This window comes from Streptomyces sp. NPDC021225 (assembly GCF_044332865.1).
GTDB lineage: Bacteria > Actinomycetota > Actinomycetes > Streptomycetales > Streptomycetaceae > Streptomyces.
In genome coordinates, this window is sequence record NZ_JBIRPV010000006.1 from 554943 (window position 1) to 570270 (window position 15328).

Genomic DNA, 15328 nt, shown 5'->3' on the forward strand with positions numbered 1-15328 from the left:
ATCGTCACCGCCGACGGCCCGCTCGCCGGGGTCACCCGTCCGGGGCGCCCCGTTCGAGCAGGGGGGTGAGCCGGTGGCCGACGAGTTCGCGCATCACCAGGGAGGTGGTGGTCCGCTCCACGCCGGGTCCGTCCAGGATCCGGCCGGCGATCCGGTAGAGGTCGTCCGCGTCCCGCGCGACCACCTGCACCAGCAGGTCGACCGGGCCGCTCAGGCCGAACACCTGGAGCACCTCGGGGATGGCCGCCAGATCGGCGGCGACCTCGGCCAGCAGCCGCTGGGTGACCTGGACGGTGACAAACGCCGTCAGGGGATATCCCAGCGCCCTGGGCTCGATCCGGCGCTCGAACGGGGCCAGCGCGCCGCCCTGTTCCAACCTGGCCAGCCGGGCCTGCACGGTGTTGCGCGACAGCCCCACCCGCTCGGCGAGGGCGACCGTGGTGGCCCGCGGGTCGTCGTTCAAGGCCAGCAGCAGACGTGTGTCCACCGCGTCCACGCCGACCGGATCATGCTCCGGCATGGTCATCCACCTTTCCGCCGGGCCGTCGGCACTGTTCGGCCACGGCCCGCGCGCGACAGAACAGACTGCCCATCCAGGCGGCCCCACGGCCCCGTGGTGTTGGGCATTCTGCTCAGTTTCGGACGCATCGATTGTGCGGTCCGCATCCCCATGATGTCATCCAGGCACCAAGTGCACCCTGGAGGGTGAGAGATGACTGACGTGACACCCGGCCACCCGACATCTCCGGCGACGGCGACGGCAACGGCGGCGACCGACACCCGGACGCTCTCCACCGAGGACGGATCCGTCCTGGAGGAGATCGAGCGCCGTGTGCTCTGGCTGTCGACGGCGATCATCCACCACGCGAACCGGGTGCGCCCCAACCCGTCCGGCCTCAAGGTCGGCGGCCACCAGGCCTCGTCCGCGTCGATGGTGTCGGTCATGACGTCGCTGTGGTTCCGTCATCTGCGCCCCGAGGACCGGGTGTCCGTGAAGCCGCACGCCTCACCCGTCCTGCACGCCGTCAACTACCTGCTCGGCAGCCTCGACGAGCGCCATCTGACGACCCTGCGTTCCTTCGGCGGGCTCCAGAGCTACCCCAGCCGCACCAAGGACCCCGACCCGGTGGACTACTCGACGGGATCGGTGGGCCTCGGCGCCACCGCCCCGGTCTGGGGCGCGATCGCCCGCCGCTATGTGGCCGACCGGACGGGCGACGGCGGATCGGGGCGGCAGTACGCGCTGCTCGGCGACGCCGAACTCGACGAGGGCGCGGTCTGGGAGGCGGTCCTGGACCCGGCGGTGGCCGACCTCGGTGAGCTGGTGTGGGTGGTCGATGTCAACCGGCAGTCGCTGGACCGGGTGGTGCCGGGGATCGCCGTCGACCGGCTGCGCGCGATGTTCGCGGGCGCGGGCTGGCAGGTGCTCACCGTCAAATACGGGCGGCTCCTGGAGGAGCTGTTCACCCGGCCGGGCGGTGCGGAGCTGCACACGCGGATCGACCGCATGCCCAACGCCGAATACCAGCGCCTGCTCCGCTGCTCCGCCCAGGAGCTGCGGCTGCGGCTGCCCGACGGCGGCGAGCCGCTCGCGCGGCTGGTGGCCGAGCTGGACGACGCGACGCTGCTCGCGGCGGTCCGCAACCTCGGCGGACACGACCTCGGCGCCCTCGACCACGCCTTCGGAGCGATCGACGACACCCGGCCCACGGTGGTCTTCGCCTACACCATCAAGGGCCACGGGCTCCCCACCGAGGGCCATCCGCAGAACCACTCCGCGCTGCTGACGGCCGAGCAGGTGCGCGAGCTCGCCGACCGGCTCGGCGCCGATCCGGAAGCCCCCTGGACCCGGTTCCCCGACGGCGGCGCCGCGGCCGCGCTGTGCGAGCGGACGGCCGAGCGGCTGCGCCGCACCGAGCCGGTCCGCCACGACCCGCCGACGCTGCCGACGGACATGGGCCGCACCCCTTCCGGCACCGCGACCACTCAGGCCGCGCTCGGCCGCACCCTGCTCGACCTCACCCGCGCCGCGCCCGAGGCCGCCGAAGCGGTGGTCACGGTGAGCCCGGACGTCAGCTCGTCGACCAATCTGGGCGGCTGGGTGAACAAGGTCGGGGTGTGGTCGCCCACCGAACGCGTCGACTGGTTCGCCGACGACCCCGAGACCATCCTGCACTGGCGGGAACGCCCCACCGGCCGTCACATCGAGCTCGGCATCGCCGAGACCAACCTCGTCGGCCTGCTGGGGGAGCTGGGCACCACCTGGAGCCGCTGGGGGCGGCCCCTGCTGCCGATCGGCGTCCTGTACGACCCGTTCGTCGAGCGTGCCCTGGAGCCCTGGTCGTTCGGCATCTACGCCGGAGGCCAGTCGATCCTCGTGGGCACCCCGTCCGGGGTGACCCTCGCCCCCGAGGGCGGCGCCCACCAGTCGATCAAGACGCCGTCGATCGGCCTGGAACAGCCCGGCTGCACCGCCTACGAACCGGCCTTCGCCATCGACGTCGAGTGGACGCTGCTGGCGTCGCTGGCCCGGCTGGGCCGGCCCGGTGGCGGCTCCGCCTATCTGCGGCTGTCGACCCGGCCGGTGGATCAGTCGCTCGCGGCCGTGCCGGCGGACCCGGCGGCGCGCGAACGCCGCCGGCGCCAGGTGGTCGCCGGGGCGTATGCCCTGCGCCGTACGGAAGCCCCCCGGGCGACCATCGCCGCGATGGGCGCCATGGTGCCGGAGGCGCTGGCCGCGGCCGACCGGCTGTCGGACCTCGGCTTCCCGGTGGACGTGGTCTGTGTGACCAGCCCCGGGCTGCTGTTCCAAGCCCTGCGCGCCCGGCAGGGCCGAGAGGAGGCGCCGAGCTGGATCCTCGACCAGGTCTTCCCCGCCTCACGGGCGACGCCGCTGCTCACGGTCCTGGACGGGCACCCGCACACGCTCGCGTTCCTGGCCACGATCCACGGCGTGCCCGCCACGACCCTGGGGGTCACCGGCTTCGGCCAGTCCGGCTCACTGGAAGAGGTGTACCGGCACCACGGGCTGGACACCGACAGCCTGGTCGCGGCGGTCCTGGACCTCGAGTAGGGGTTATATACAGTAACTTCGGTGAAACAGCGGCTTGATGGGGTGTTCACGGCCGGGTGATGAAGTCCGGGGACGAATCAGCCGATCATGGAGTTTCCTTGAGCATTCCCACAACCGAGCAGCTGGACGCCTATGTGCGGACCCGCCTGGCACTGGCGGGCTTCGACCTCTCACTGCTCCCCGAGGTGTTCGACGCGGGTACCGGAGTGCCGACGCGCGACCAGGTGCTCGCCTCGCTGCGGTCGTTCGTGGCCGCCACCCCCGGGGCGATAGCCGGCTGGGCCCCGCCCGCCCGGAGCGCCGAGTACGCCCAGCAGGCCTCGCCTCCCCTGCTGTACCCGTCGATCACGGAGGCGTGGACCGGTAAGGCGGGCGAGAGATGAGCCGAGCAGTCAACCGACGTGTCTTCCTGGCTGGTTCAGCCGCCGCGGCCGCCGGCGGCATGGTCGCCCAGGCCGCACCGGCCCAGGCCGCGCCCGCCAAGTCGGCGCCCTCGCCGACCGGCGCCGCCGCGCCGCGCGTCCCCGACGTCGACGTACGGCGGGCCGCCCTCGACGACCCCTCCGAGGCCACCCTCGCCGAGGCGGCCGTGCTCATGCGGCGCGGAAAGCTCACCTCCACCGCGCTCACCGAGGCATACCTGGACCGGATCGAGCGCTACGACTCCACGTACCAGGCGTACGCCGAGGTCACCGGCGAGACCGCGCTCGCCGCGGCGCGCAAGGCCGACCGCGGCCACGGCGGCGGGGTGCTGCGCGGCATCCCGCTGTGCGTCAAGGACAACTACTTCACCGCCGGTGTGCCGACCCGCTGCAACTCGTCCATCTTCGCGGACTTCGTGCCGGACGAGGACGCCACCGCCGTGGCCCGGCTGACCGCGGCCGGCGGGATCCTGCTGGGCAAGGGGCAGATGGGGCCGCTCGCCACCACCCGGGCCACCAAGCCGAACGGGACCGTCACCACGGTCAACGCCTGGACCCCGAACGACCCCTCCGTCGACCCGGGCGGCTCCTCCACCGGGCCCGCCTGTGCGGTCGCCGCCCGCCTGGCGTCCTCCTCGATCGGCACCCAGACCGGCGGCTCGATCGTGCTGCCCTCCAACCAGCAGAACCTCACCGGGCTCAAGCCCACCATGGGCCGGGTCTCCATCCACGGCGTCATCCCGCTGTCCTCCACGCGCGACCACTCGGGGCCGCTCGCCCGCGACGCCCTGGACGCCGCGATCATGCTCCAGGTCATGGCGGGCCCCGACGCCGCGGATCCGCGCACCCTCGGGCTGCCGGAGCTGCCCGATCTGATACGGGCCGCGACGCCCGTCGTCGCGCGCGGAGGGAAGGTACGGCTGCGGCGGGCGACCAAGGTGGGCGTCCCGGCCGACTTCCTCAGCGGCCAGAAGGAACTGCGCGGCGCACTCCTGGACCGGCTGGACGCGATCGAGGGCCTGACCCTCGTCGACATCGCCTACCCGGCCGACTGGAACCTGCTGACCGGCACCTTCAACGCGGCCCGGCTCGTCGAGCGCACCGAGCCGTTCCGCCACTGGCTGCGCACCGACCCCGCCAAGTTCGGCGTCTCGCTGCTGTCGTGGCTCCAGGGCCTGATGCTGTCCGGCGACGAGTGGCTCACCGCCCAGCGCGCCAAGAACCACCTGCTGCGGGAGGTGCTGGACGGCGTCCTGAGCCGCTGCGACGTGGTGCTCCAGACCGGCCCCGTGCCGTTCGACATCCTCGGGCTGCCCGAGATCGGCTTCCCGATCGGGTTCGACGCCGGCGGTGTGCCCGTCGGCGCGATCCTCGGAGGCCAGCCCTACGAGGAGGACCGGCTGCTGGAGGTCGTGGCCGCCTATCAGGCGGTCACCGACTGGCACACCCGCCGCCCGGCGGACCCGGCGTCGAAGGCCCGGCTGCGGGCGGCGGTCGCGCGGCCCCGGCTGTCCCCGGAGGAGGCGGCGAAGGCGTCGGCCTGAGCGGTCGGCCCGATCGGTTGGCCCGATCGGTTGGCCTATGCCCTCGCTATCGCCAGCACCGCGTTCTGGCCTCCGAAGCCGAAGGAGTCGGAGACGGCGAGCTCGATACGGGTGGCGGTCGGGGTGGTGGGGATCTTGATGTCGAGACGAGGGTCGAGCGTGAACAGACTGGCGGTGGGCGGCACCAGCTGTCGCTCGACCGCCAGCACGGTGAACGCCGCCTCCACCGCCCCGGCCGCCCCCAGCAGATGGCCGGTGACGCCCTTCGTGGAGGTCACCAGCGGGTCCGCGGTCAGCGCGCGGTGCAGCATGCGGCCCTCGGCCAGGTCGTTCAGCGGCGTGCCGGTGCCGTGCGCGTTGACGTGCTGGACGTCCCCCGGGCCGGCGCCGGCGTCCGCGAGCGCCGCGCGCAGCGCCGCCTCGATGCCGACGCCGTCCGGGTGCGGCGAGGACATGTGGTGGGCGTCGGCGGTCGCGCCGTAGCCCATGACCCTGGCCCGTACGCGCGCACCGCGGGCGCGGGCGTCGGCGACCCGTTCGAGGACGAGCACGCCCGCGCCCTCTCCCGCGACGAAGCCGTCGCGGTCGGCGTCGAAGGGCCGGGAGGCGGTGGCCGGGTCGTCCTCGCGCTTGGACAGGGCGCCCATCTTGGCGAATCCGGCCATGCTCAGCGGGGTGATCATCGCCTCGCTGCCGCCCGTGATGACGATGTCACAGCGGTCGAGAGCGAGGAGGTCGCGGGCGGTGCCGATGGCGCTCGCGCCGGACGCGCAGGCGGTGGCCACGACCAGGTTGGGGCCGGTGGCCCCGAACTCGATGGCGGTCTGCCCGGCGACCATGTTGGACAGCTGCATCGGCAGCAGCAGCGGGGACACCCAGGAGGGGCTCTCCTCCAGCAGGACCCGGTGCTGCGCCTCCCTGGTGGCGGGGCCGCCGTCGGCGCAGCCGAGGACCACGCCGACCCGGCCGCCGTCCCAGGTGGCCGGGTCCAGCCCGGCGTCGGCAATCGCCTCCCGGGCGGCCACCAGGGCGAACTGCACGAAGCGGTCCAGCCGGTGGGCCCGGCGGCCGCCGAGCAGCCCATCGGGGTCGAAGCCCGGGACGCGGCAGGAGATCCGCACCGGATTGCCGGCGAGCTCCGGGTCGACGGCGGCGGTGGGCCGCCCGTCCAGTGCCGACTGCCAGCTCGGTCCGGTCCCGATGCCTCCCGGGGTGACCAGGCCGAGTCCGGTGACGGCGATTTCGTGACCGCCCATCAGACCTTCGCGCTCCGCTCCTCCAGCAGGCGCGCCATGTCGCCGATCGTGGGCATCTCCAGCAGCTCGTCGTCGCTGACGACGATCCCGAACTCCTTGTCCAGGACGAGGGAGAGCTCGACGACGGCCAGCGAGTCGAGCTCGACATCGTCCCTGGTGGCCTCCGGGACGACCTGCTCGGGCGCCACCTTGAGCTTATGGACCAGGATTTCCTTGAGGGTGTCGAACATGGCGAGTTCCTTCCGAGGGACGTACAGCGGGACGTGCAGGGGTGTACTGGGGCGTCAGCCGGGTTTGACGTCCGGCCACTGGACGGTCGCCGCGCCCCAGGCCAGCCCGGCGCCGAACGCGGTGAGCAGCACCCGGTGGCCGGCGGTCAGGCTGCCGTCCGCGGCGGAGTCGGCGAGCAGCAGCGGGATGGAGGCGGCGACGGTGTTGCCGTTGCGGTCGATGTTGGAGAGCCGCCGGTCCTCGGGGATGCCGAGATGCTCCGCGACCGTGGTGAGGATGCGCGCGTTGGCCTGGTGGGCGGCGAGCCGGTCGATGTCCGCGAGGCCGCAGCCGGCCGCCTTCACCGCCCGCCTGGACGCGTCCGCCATTCGTTCCACCGCGTGCCGGTAGGTGTCGCGCCCGGCCATCCGCAGGAACTCGTCGCCGGGCCGGGCGGGCTCGCCCGAGGCGCGCTGCCGGGATCCGCCGCCCGGCACCTCGAGCAGACCGGCGAGCGAGCCGTCGCTGCCGAGGACGACGGGCCCCACCGCACCGGGCTCGTCCGGGCGGCCCGCCCGCAGCACCACGGCCCCCGCCCCGTCGGCGAAGATCACCGCGGTGGAGCGGTCCCGCGGGTCGACGAGGGTGGTGAACGCGTCCGCGGCGATCAGCAGGACGCGGTCGGCCGTGCCCGCCGTGATCAGCCCGGTCGCGGTGGCCAGCCCGTACAGGAAGCCCGAGCACACGGCCGAGACGTCGAAGGCCGCGACCGTGCCGAGCCCCAGCCGCCAGGCCACCTCGGGCGCGGTGGCCGGGCACGCCCGGTCGGGCGTGGTGGTGGCGAGCACCACCGCGTCCACCCCTTCCGCGTGTTCCGGCCCCGCCGACTCCAGCGCCCGCCGGCCCGCCTCGACCGCGAGATCCGAGGTGGCCTGCCCGGGCAGCACCATGTGCCGGGACGAGATGCCGGTACGGCTGCGGATCCACTCGTCGGAGGTGTCCAGGCGGAGCGAGAGGTCGTGGTTGGTCACCGGGTTCGGCGGGACGTACGCCCCGATGCCGGCGATCACGGACGTGGGCGGGCCGCCGCCGGCGCCCTCCAACGGCCTGTTCATAGCTGCGCGTTCTCCTTACGCGTCCGGGCGGGACCTACGCGCCGCCGGTGACCGCTGCCTCGGTGGTGCTCAGGGCGATGTCACCGCGTATCTCCGTACGGTCGAACAGCCCGGTGACCGCCCAGGCGACCGTCTCCTTGATGACCCGCTCGGCGATGGGGTCGAGAATCCCCTCGAGGCTCGGGATGCCGAAGTCGAAGTCGGCCTCGAAGCGCACCAGGACATCGTCGCCGCTCTGTGTGATGTGCCACTGGCCCGCGAAGCTGTCGAAGTCGCCGTCGGTCTGCTCGAAGTGGATCTCACCGCGCTCGGGGACGAACCGCTCCTCCTCGGTCCAGCGCAGCAGCCCGCTGCGGAAGTGCAGTTCCCAGCTGGAGCTGCCCTTTGCCGCGGGAAACGCGCTGTGCGCGGTGGCGGCCCGCACATGCGGGGCGAGCTGCGGGTACCTCTCCCACTGGACGACGTTCTCGAAGACGTGTCCGGCCTTCTCGGAGCGCACCACGGCGTCGAGTTCCACGTGCCGCACGATCAGTTACCGCCTTCCGGCATGGTGGCCGAGCCGCTGAGCAGAGCGCGGGTGGCCTGGTCGAAAGAGTCGAGGAAGAAGTTCACATCGCCGTCGGTGAGGGTGGCGGGCGGCGTGAAGCGCACCACCGAACTGCCGATCATCGAGTGGTTGGCGACGACTCCGTGGTTGAACAGCTCGATCAGCAGCTCGCCCGCCAGCCCCGCCTCGACCAGCTCGACGCCGATCAGCAGGCCCCGGCCGCGCACCTCCACGAGCTGACCGGGGATGTTGCGGTGGGCGATCTCGGAGATCCGCGACAGCAGCCGCGCGCCGAGGTCCATGGACCGGGACACCAGCCGCTCCTCCTTGACCGCCCGGACGGCGCCCTGGACGGCGGCCATCAGCAGCGGCTGTCCCGAGAAGGTGGCGGTGTGGACATACGGGTCCTTGTCGAACGGGCGGAACGCCTTGCGGGTGGCCACGGCCGCGGACACCGGCAGCACGCCGCCGCCGAGGGCCTTGCCGGTGAGCAGGACGTCGGGGACCACGCCCTCGGTGTCGGCGCCCCACCACTCGCCGAGCCGGCCGAAGCCGGTCTGCACCTCGTCCAGGACGAGGAAGCCGTCGTACTCGCGCACCAGTTCCTCGACGCGCTTGAGATAGCCCTTGGGCGGGATGATCACGCCGCCCTCACCCTGGACGGGTTCGAGGATGACACACACCTCGCCGGGGTGCGCCCGCAGCTCCGCCTCCAGCGCCTCCGGGTCACCGAAGGGCAGATGCCGGACATCGGGGAGCAGCGGGCGGAACGGCGCCTGGTAGACCTCCTTGGAGGTGGCCGACAGCGCGCCGAGCGTCTTGCCGTGGTAGCCGCCGAGCATGGCGACGGTGCGCCTGCGGCCGCCCGCGCGGGCCAGCTTGAGGCCGGTCTCGACGGCCTCGGCGCCGGACAGCGCGAAGTGCACCCGGTCCAGGCCCTCGGGCATGACCGAGACCAGCGCCTCGGCCGCGCGGGCGACGGTGGGCTCCAGCAGGATGCGGGTGGCGGTGGGGTGGGTGCGCAGCTGGCGCTCCACCTCCTCCATGACGATGGGGTGCCGGGCGCCCATGATGAACACGCCGTATCCGCCGGCGTTCAGAAACCGCTCGCCGTCGCTGGTGGTCAGCCAGGCCCCGGAGGACTCCACCTCCATATGGCTGCCGAACAGCTCGGCGAGGGTCGCTCGCCCCTTGCTGAGGTGGGCGCGGTACAGGCTGAGGATCTCCTCCTCGGTGTCGACCCGGGCTCCCTGGATCACGGTCACGGGCAACTTCCTCCGGAATGCGCGGTGGTGGGTCAGAGCAGTGGGAACGATGGGTGATCAGGCCCCGAAGACCGCCTCACGCGGGCTGACGTCCCGGGCGATGGACACGCCCTGAAGGTGCGATGTCTTGAGCATCGGGTAGTTGGCCTCGCCGAAGACGCCCCCGGTCAGGCCGGTACCGCCGTGGCTGGGCAGATAGGGCAGAAAGCCGATGTGCGAATCGTTGACCTTCAGCAGGCCGCCGTTGACCACGCGCTGCACAAAGGATGCGATGACGTCGTCGGACCCGGCCCACAGCGAGTTGCGCAGTCCGTAGTCGTTGGTGTTCACGAACTCGAGGAAGCCGTCGAGGAGTTCGTCGTCGCCCGCGGGCTCCGGGACGACGATCGGCAGCAGCGGGAAGAACGTCTCCTGCCGTACGACGTCGAACCGGCGCGCACCGGGCAGCCCGTTCACCCGCACCACGGTGGGCTCGAGGAAGACGCCCGTCTCCGACGGGGTGCCGTCCAGCTCGATGCGCCTGCCGCCGGTGACCAGCTCCGCGCCGCCCGCCAGGGCCTGCCGGAGCAGTCCGAAGAAACGCTCGCTGCGGCGGACCGGGGACAGCAGCACGCCCTCGTCCTCCGGATAGCCGGGCCGTACGGTCCTGGCCTGCTCCTTGACCGCGGCGATCAGGCCGTCGGCGACGGCGGGGTGCACCAGGACGCGGTTGGGCACCATGCAGATCTGCCCGGACCCGTAGAACGACTCGCGGATCGCCTCGGCGGCGCGCTCCAGGTCCGCGTCCTTCCACACCACGATGGTGTCGTTGCCGGCCAGCTCCAGGATCGGCTTCTTGCCGTGTGCCACGCACCGCTCCTGGAAGCGCAGGCCCTCCTCGCTGCCGCCGATGTAGAAGATGTCGTCGATGAGCGGGCTCTCGATCCACCGGTCCAGCGTCTGCTTCGGGTTGGAGCAGACCGCGTTGAGCACACCGGGGGGTGCCCCGACCTCGTCGAGCAGCGGCGCGACCACGTCGCGCAGGACCCACATGGTGGACAGCGCGATGGAGCGGGGAGCGCGTACGACGACCGCGTTGCCCGCCATCAGGGCGAGCACCGCGAGGGCGGCGCTGGGCGCGGGGGCGTTCTGTGGCGGGTTGAACGCGACCACGCCGTCGGGCCGGCGGCGTACGATCAGCCGCCGCCCGGCGTGCTCGAACTCGGTGTGCATCCGCTCCCGGTACCAGCCCAGGCTCTCCTCGCTGTAGACCTGGAACAGACAGCTGAGCTCCCAGCGGGCCAGGCTCACCGGGTGCCCCTCGGCGACCAGCAGCTCCAGGAACTCGTCCTGGCGCCGGGCGAGTTCCTCCCGGAACAGGGTGCCCAGCCGCATCCGGCGCTCCAGCGGGACCGCCGCCCAGCCCGGCGCGGCCGATGCCGCGGCCTCGGTTGCCAGATCGATCGCGGCGTCGGACGCCACGGCGCAGCGGCCCACCACATACGGGTGCTCCGCCGCCGCGGATTCGGCGTTCCGCTCCAGATCCCGCTTCAGGCTGACGCTCGTGAACACGTCTTCGAGCAGTGACTGCGCACTGACGGTGTAAACCCAGCCGTCGCCCTCGATGTCCTTGCCCGCGATATAGAGCCGATAGCTGTGGATCGGGTTTTCACGCATCAACAGGCCCCCCTTTGAGCCGGTCATTGCCGGGGCGGTGACGCTCAGCCCTGGTACCCGGGCGGCGGAATGAACATGGGGATCAAGGCCACATCGGATTCGGGCAGCCGGATCGGCTCACCGCGGCGCTTCATCCCGAGCCGCTCCCACAGCAGGGCGTTCCGCTCGGACGAAGCCTCGCAGTAGCCCCCGAGGTCGAGGCTGAGGGACAGGCGCACCAGCTCGTCCGTCAGGGCGGTCCTGACCTCCATGCCCCGGTCCGGGCGGACGGCGGCGAGCGCGACATGCCCATGGGGCGGAAGGTCGTCCGGGTAGTGCGTGTCCAGCAGTTCGATGAGCTGGAGGCAGCGCTTCTCGGCGGGGCCGGTGGAAGCGGAGATGTCGGCGAGGAACGCCTCCTCGTCCTCCGGGGGGATGGGGGTCTTCCTCTCGTAGGGCTCCCACACGATGACACCACCGTGGTCCGAGGTGACGATGGCGGTCCCCTCGTGGTCCAGCATGAATTTCACCCAGGCGCGCAGGAAGCCGCGGAGGTGACGTTCCCGCTCCGGAGTGCCGGGCGGTATCAGCCACCTCACGACCGGGTCGTCCTCAAGGAATGCCGCAGTGAGGATGTCGACAATCACGTCCAGGTCCGTGGACGTCTTCACTTCGATCACGTTCATTACTTCCCATCTGGACTTTGCGGTAGTGCGGGAGACCTGGCCGTGCACTGCTGCCAGACACCGGTCAGCCAGTCGGCGGCGATCCCGATCGGGGCGTCCTGTGCATTTCCGCCCGGCGACGGCTCGTGTCCCTCCACGACCGGCTCCGCTTCGAAGTCGGAATCGACAGGGCTCAGAAATTCGGCCGACTCTCCTGAGGTAAACGTGAACCGGGCGATAGACAACGTTCCACTGGTGACACGAGGCAAGCTCACGTAACGGAAACCTCCACCTGCGTGTTCTCCCCAGCAGGGGAACAATTATCCGATAAGGAACTCCGTTTTCCACTGGCGTGCTGCTGAACGTATCAACCTGGCCAATGGCGAACATACAGCGGTCGGTGTAGCCGTAACTGCACTCTCTGCGGATGCCGGTAGTCCACCCTCGACCGTATCCACTCCGCCTGTACTCCCACATGGTGAGTCGGGCCGGGATGGGCCGGTCCGGCGATGTGTGAGACGATATGTCAGCACCATGCGTTGTTGCTGGTGGAATTGGGTTTGTCGCCCGCTGTCCGGCATTGGGCCGTCGGTGCGAAGGCCTCCTTTGGCTACCGCGTGGAGTGGAAGCCGCCGCGACCGCGCCGAGCGGGCCCGTCGCCGCCCGTGAAGTTCTCGGGGAGCCGGCGCCGCGCCCCCGTTCGCGGCCTCTCCGAAAACGCGGCAAGGACCCCATCCGCGTCCTTCATCACCTGTGCACCTGGAATGCCTGACTTCCACCGACTTACGCGCGGCCCGATGGCATGTGTGGACGGGTTTTCCTTGCGCGTGCCACCGACGCGTGCCAGGATCTTTGTTCAGAGATTACCTAAAGTAATCTCGGTATTCTCCGTCGAGACTGGAATGCTGACTGCCTCGGCTGCCGGGCCAAAGTGTGGGTTTCTGGCGCCTGGCCGGCCGGTGCGGCCCGGAGGAGGACAATTTGATCAGCGGGGGAAAGTGTGATGTGGAGACCACATTACTCATCGCGGACGCACATCCCTGGACAAGGCTTGGGCTTTCCGCGCTGTTGAACGCGGTGTCGGGGCTGAATGTCGTGGCTCAGGCCGCGGACAGCGAATCCGCTTGCGCATTGGCCGAGAGCATCAGGCCGGACATCGTCATCATCGACACCGATCTACCGGATCTCGGCGGGGCGGAGACCATCCAGCGCATCCTGGAGGCCGCCCCGGAGAACGCGCCGAACGCGCTTCTCGTGACGTCGACCGTGGATGACAACGACATATATTCGGCCCTCCATATAGGGGCCCGCGGTATTCTCCTGAAGAACATCCCCGCGGATCAGATGACCGCGGCCGTCACGGCCGCCGCCCGCGGCAATATGGTCTTCTCGCCCGGTGTGATGTCGCGCCTGATCGACATCTGCACCCATCGCACCACGCCGCTCGAATACGACGGATCGAGGCTGGCCACGCTCACGATGCGCGAGGCCGAGGTGCTCAAGCTGGTCGCCAAGGGGCACGGGAACGCGACCGTCGCCAAGATGCTCCACATCAGCGAGGCGACGGTGAAGACGCATCTCAACCGCGCCATGGGGAAGCTGGAAATCAGCAGCCGGGCCCAGGCCGTGGCGCTGAGCTATGAGTTCGGCCTGGTCATACCGCGCCAGCGGGCAGCGGGTCCGATGCCGAAGGCGGTCAACAGCGCGTAGGCGCCATGCGACCTGGACGGCCCTCATCCGGCCGTCCAGGTGGGCCTCGGCGATGTCCTCGCGATGGCTGTCGAATGTTGATCGGCATCGAATTATGTGCGCGAGGGTGCGGGGGCCCCCGCTTCCAGGGTGGACGCGGTCACCAGTGCCGACAACAGTCCGGGAAAGCGCTCTTCCATCTCGTCCGCGCGGAGCGTGTTCATCTTGGCCGTCCCCACGTAGTACTGCCGGATCACGCCGGCCTCCCGCAACACGTTGAAGTGGTGGGTCAGCGTCGACCGTGACACCGGCGCGTCGAAGGTGCCGCAGCTCAGGTCTTCGCCGGCCCGGGCCAGCTGGGACACCACCTGGCGCCGCACCGGATCCGCCAGTGCCTCCAGGAGCTGCTGGAGTGAGATCTCTTCCATGGAGGGGTGCTCCACGGTCCGTGAAGAGTTTCGTGCGCGGGCCATGGCGACTCCTTCGGGGCGGCTGGGGCGCGATGAGGCCATAGTGCGACCCGCGTCGAACAAGTGGTGTCCGGCCTGGTGGCGGCGGCTCTTGCGTGGTCTATGACGTACGGCATAACTTACCGGTAAGTAATGCGGCTGCCCGACCCTGGCGGCGGCCGTGGCGACCGACGACGAACCCCGCAGCTCACCCGCCCCGGATCCACCCGCCCCGGACCCCACTCAGCCTGAGGGAGCCCCATGCCCACACTCGACCGCCAGGACGATGTCTTCGTCCTCGACCTCGGGACGGACGAGAACCGCTTCCACCCCGACTGGATCGCCTCCGTCAACGCCGCTCTGGACACCGTGGAGAAGGCGGAAGGGGCCCGGGCCCTGGTAACCGCCGCGACCGGCAAGTTCTACTCCAACGGCCTGGATCTGGACTGGCTGTTCGCCCACGCCGACCAGCACCAGGACTATGTCGTCTCCGTCCATGAACTCCTCGCGCGCCTGCTGTCCCTCCCGGTGGTCACCGTGGCCGCGCTCCAGGGACACACCTTCGCCGCCGGAGCCATGTTCTCCCTGGCCCATGACTTCCGCGTGATGCGCGCCGACCGCGGCTACTGGTGTCTGCCCGAAGCCGACATCAACATCCCCTTCACCCCGGGCATGTCCGCCCTCATCCAGGCCCGGCTGGCCCCGCAGACCGCGCACGAGGCCATGGTCTCCGCCCGCCGATTCGGCGGCCACGACGCCGCGGCCGCCGGGATCGCGGACCGCGCCGTCGACGAGGACGCCGTCCGGGTGACCGCCCTCGAGATCGCCCGGGCCCAGACCGGCAAGGCGGGCGACACCCTCGGCACCATCAAGGCCCGCATGTACGCCCCCGTCCTCGCCGCCCTGCGTGACACCACCAGCCCCCTGGGCTGATACCGCGACTCGCGCCACCACCACAGCAAGGAGCCACCCGTGTCCACCACCGATCTCGCCGCGCTGTCCGGCCTGGAACTGATGCGCTGGATACAGTCCGAGCGCCCCACCGACATCCCCTCCATCGGCCGGCTGCTCGGCATGCGGTTCGACGAAGTGGAACACGGACGCATGGTCATCTCCCTCGACACCCGGCCCGACTTCGCCAACCCCCTCGGCGCCGTCCACGGCGGCATCGCGGCCACCCTCCTGGACTCCGTCATGGCCTGCGCCGTGCACACCACTCTCCCCGCCGGTGTCAGCTTCACGACCCTCGAACTCAAGGTCAACTACATCCGGGCCGCCCACACCGGCGGACAGACACTCACGGCCGAAGGGTCCGTCATCCACGCCGGCCGCCGTACCGCCACGGCCGAGGGCAGGGTCATGGATGACCAGGGGAAGCTGATCGCCCATGCCACGACGACCTGCCTCGTCCTGCGGCCCGCCGACTGAGAGACCCTGACGTTCGAAACCCTGACAGCG

The 15328-nt window shown here is 70.9% G+C and carries 15 protein-coding genes; 6 read left to right on the top strand and 9 right to left on the bottom strand.

The genetic code is table 11. The features are described from left to right. Positions 1-31 precede the first annotated feature (31 nt). Entirely contained in the window at positions 32-520 is a 489-nt protein-coding gene (locus ACH4S9_RS28235; RefSeq protein ID WP_311722276.1) for an Lrp/AsnC family transcriptional regulator, read from the bottom strand. Between the two features lie 192 nt (positions 521-712). Between ACH4S9_RS28235 and ACH4S9_RS28240 the strand changes: the two genes are divergently transcribed. The 3 genes from ACH4S9_RS28240 to ACH4S9_RS28250 all read left to right on the top strand — a co-directional run bounded on the left by ACH4S9_RS28240 (position 713) and on the right by ACH4S9_RS28250 (position 5039). Further along, positions 713-3073, top strand: a complete 2361-nt coding sequence (locus ACH4S9_RS28240) for a transketolase-like TK C-terminal-containing protein (protein WP_311722277.1) — start codon at positions 713-715, stop codon at positions 3071-3073. 98 nt (positions 3074-3171) lie between these two features. Further along, entirely contained in the window at positions 3172-3456 is a 285-nt protein-coding gene (locus tag ACH4S9_RS28245; protein WP_311722278.1) for a hypothetical protein, read from the top strand. Continuing rightward, on the top strand, positions 3453-5039 hold the full coding sequence (locus tag ACH4S9_RS28250) for an amidase (RefSeq protein WP_398374360.1): 1587 nt from the start codon (positions 3453-3455) through the stop codon (positions 5037-5039). Before ACH4S9_RS28245 ends, ACH4S9_RS28250 begins: the two co-directional genes overlap by 4 nt. Positions 5040-5074: 35 nt before the next feature. On the opposite strand, the gene ACH4S9_RS28255 is transcribed toward ACH4S9_RS28250, so the two are convergent. From ACH4S9_RS28255 to ACH4S9_RS28285, 7 genes are read right to left on the bottom strand one after another with little or no spacing between them, the layout of a single operon-like run. Continuing rightward, complete coding sequence (locus ACH4S9_RS28255; protein WP_385337569.1) at positions 5075-6295, bottom strand: beta-ketoacyl-[acyl-carrier-protein] synthase family protein; 1221 nt, start codon at positions 6293-6295, stop codon at positions 5075-5077. Further along, positions 6295-6525: a phosphopantetheine-binding protein gene (locus ACH4S9_RS28260; RefSeq protein ID WP_311722282.1), complete on the bottom strand. Its 231-nt coding sequence runs from the start codon at positions 6523-6525 to the stop codon at positions 6295-6297. Before ACH4S9_RS28260 ends, ACH4S9_RS28255 begins: the two co-directional genes overlap by 1 nt. A gap of 54 nt (positions 6526-6579) precedes the next feature. Further along, a complete protein-coding gene (locus tag ACH4S9_RS28265) occupies positions 6580-7620 on the bottom strand; it encodes a beta-ketoacyl-ACP synthase III (protein WP_385337565.1) in 1041 nt (346 codons plus the stop codon). Between the two features lie 34 nt (positions 7621-7654). Then, the gene (locus ACH4S9_RS28270) at positions 7655-8137 is read right to left on the bottom strand and encodes an SRPBCC family protein (RefSeq protein ID WP_361186436.1); all 483 of its coding nucleotides are present in this window, start codon (positions 8135-8137) and stop codon (positions 7655-7657) included. A gap of 11 nt (positions 8138-8148) precedes the next feature. Next, positions 8149-9432 (bottom strand): aminotransferase class III-fold pyridoxal phosphate-dependent enzyme, encoded by a 1284-nt coding sequence (locus tag ACH4S9_RS28275; protein WP_311722285.1) that lies wholly within the window; start codon positions 9430-9432, stop codon positions 8149-8151. Positions 9433-9489: 57 nt separating this feature from the next. Further along, positions 9490-11088, bottom strand: a complete 1599-nt coding sequence (locus tag ACH4S9_RS28280) for an aldehyde dehydrogenase family protein (protein ID WP_398374361.1) — start codon at positions 11086-11088, stop codon at positions 9490-9492. 44 nt (positions 11089-11132) lie between these two features. After that, positions 11133-11753, bottom strand: coding sequence for a hypothetical protein (locus ACH4S9_RS28285; RefSeq protein ID WP_358847697.1), 621 nt, complete (start codon positions 11751-11753; stop codon positions 11133-11135). 984 nt (positions 11754-12737) lie between these two features. Here ACH4S9_RS28285 and ACH4S9_RS28290 point away from each other — a divergent pair. After that, positions 12738-13442: a response regulator transcription factor gene (locus tag ACH4S9_RS28290; RefSeq protein ID WP_311722288.1), complete on the top strand. Its 705-nt coding sequence runs from the start codon at positions 12738-12740 to the stop codon at positions 13440-13442. 92 nt (positions 13443-13534) lie between these two features. Here the strand turns inward: ACH4S9_RS28290 and ACH4S9_RS28295 are convergent, their stop codons facing one another. After that, positions 13535-13894: an ArsR/SmtB family transcription factor gene (locus ACH4S9_RS28295; protein WP_398374362.1), complete on the bottom strand. Its 360-nt coding sequence runs from the start codon at positions 13892-13894 to the stop codon at positions 13535-13537. A 237-nt stretch (positions 13895-14131) separates the two neighbouring features. Here ACH4S9_RS28295 and ACH4S9_RS28300 point away from each other — a divergent pair, with 237 nt between their 5' ends. Further along, complete coding sequence (locus ACH4S9_RS28300) at positions 14132-14803, top strand: enoyl-CoA hydratase-related protein (protein WP_311722289.1); 672 nt, start codon at positions 14132-14134, stop codon at positions 14801-14803. Between the two features lie 39 nt (positions 14804-14842). After that, a complete protein-coding gene (locus ACH4S9_RS28305) occupies positions 14843-15298 on the top strand; it encodes a PaaI family thioesterase (RefSeq protein WP_311722290.1) in 456 nt (151 codons plus the stop codon). Positions 15299-15328: the final 30 nt, after the last annotated feature.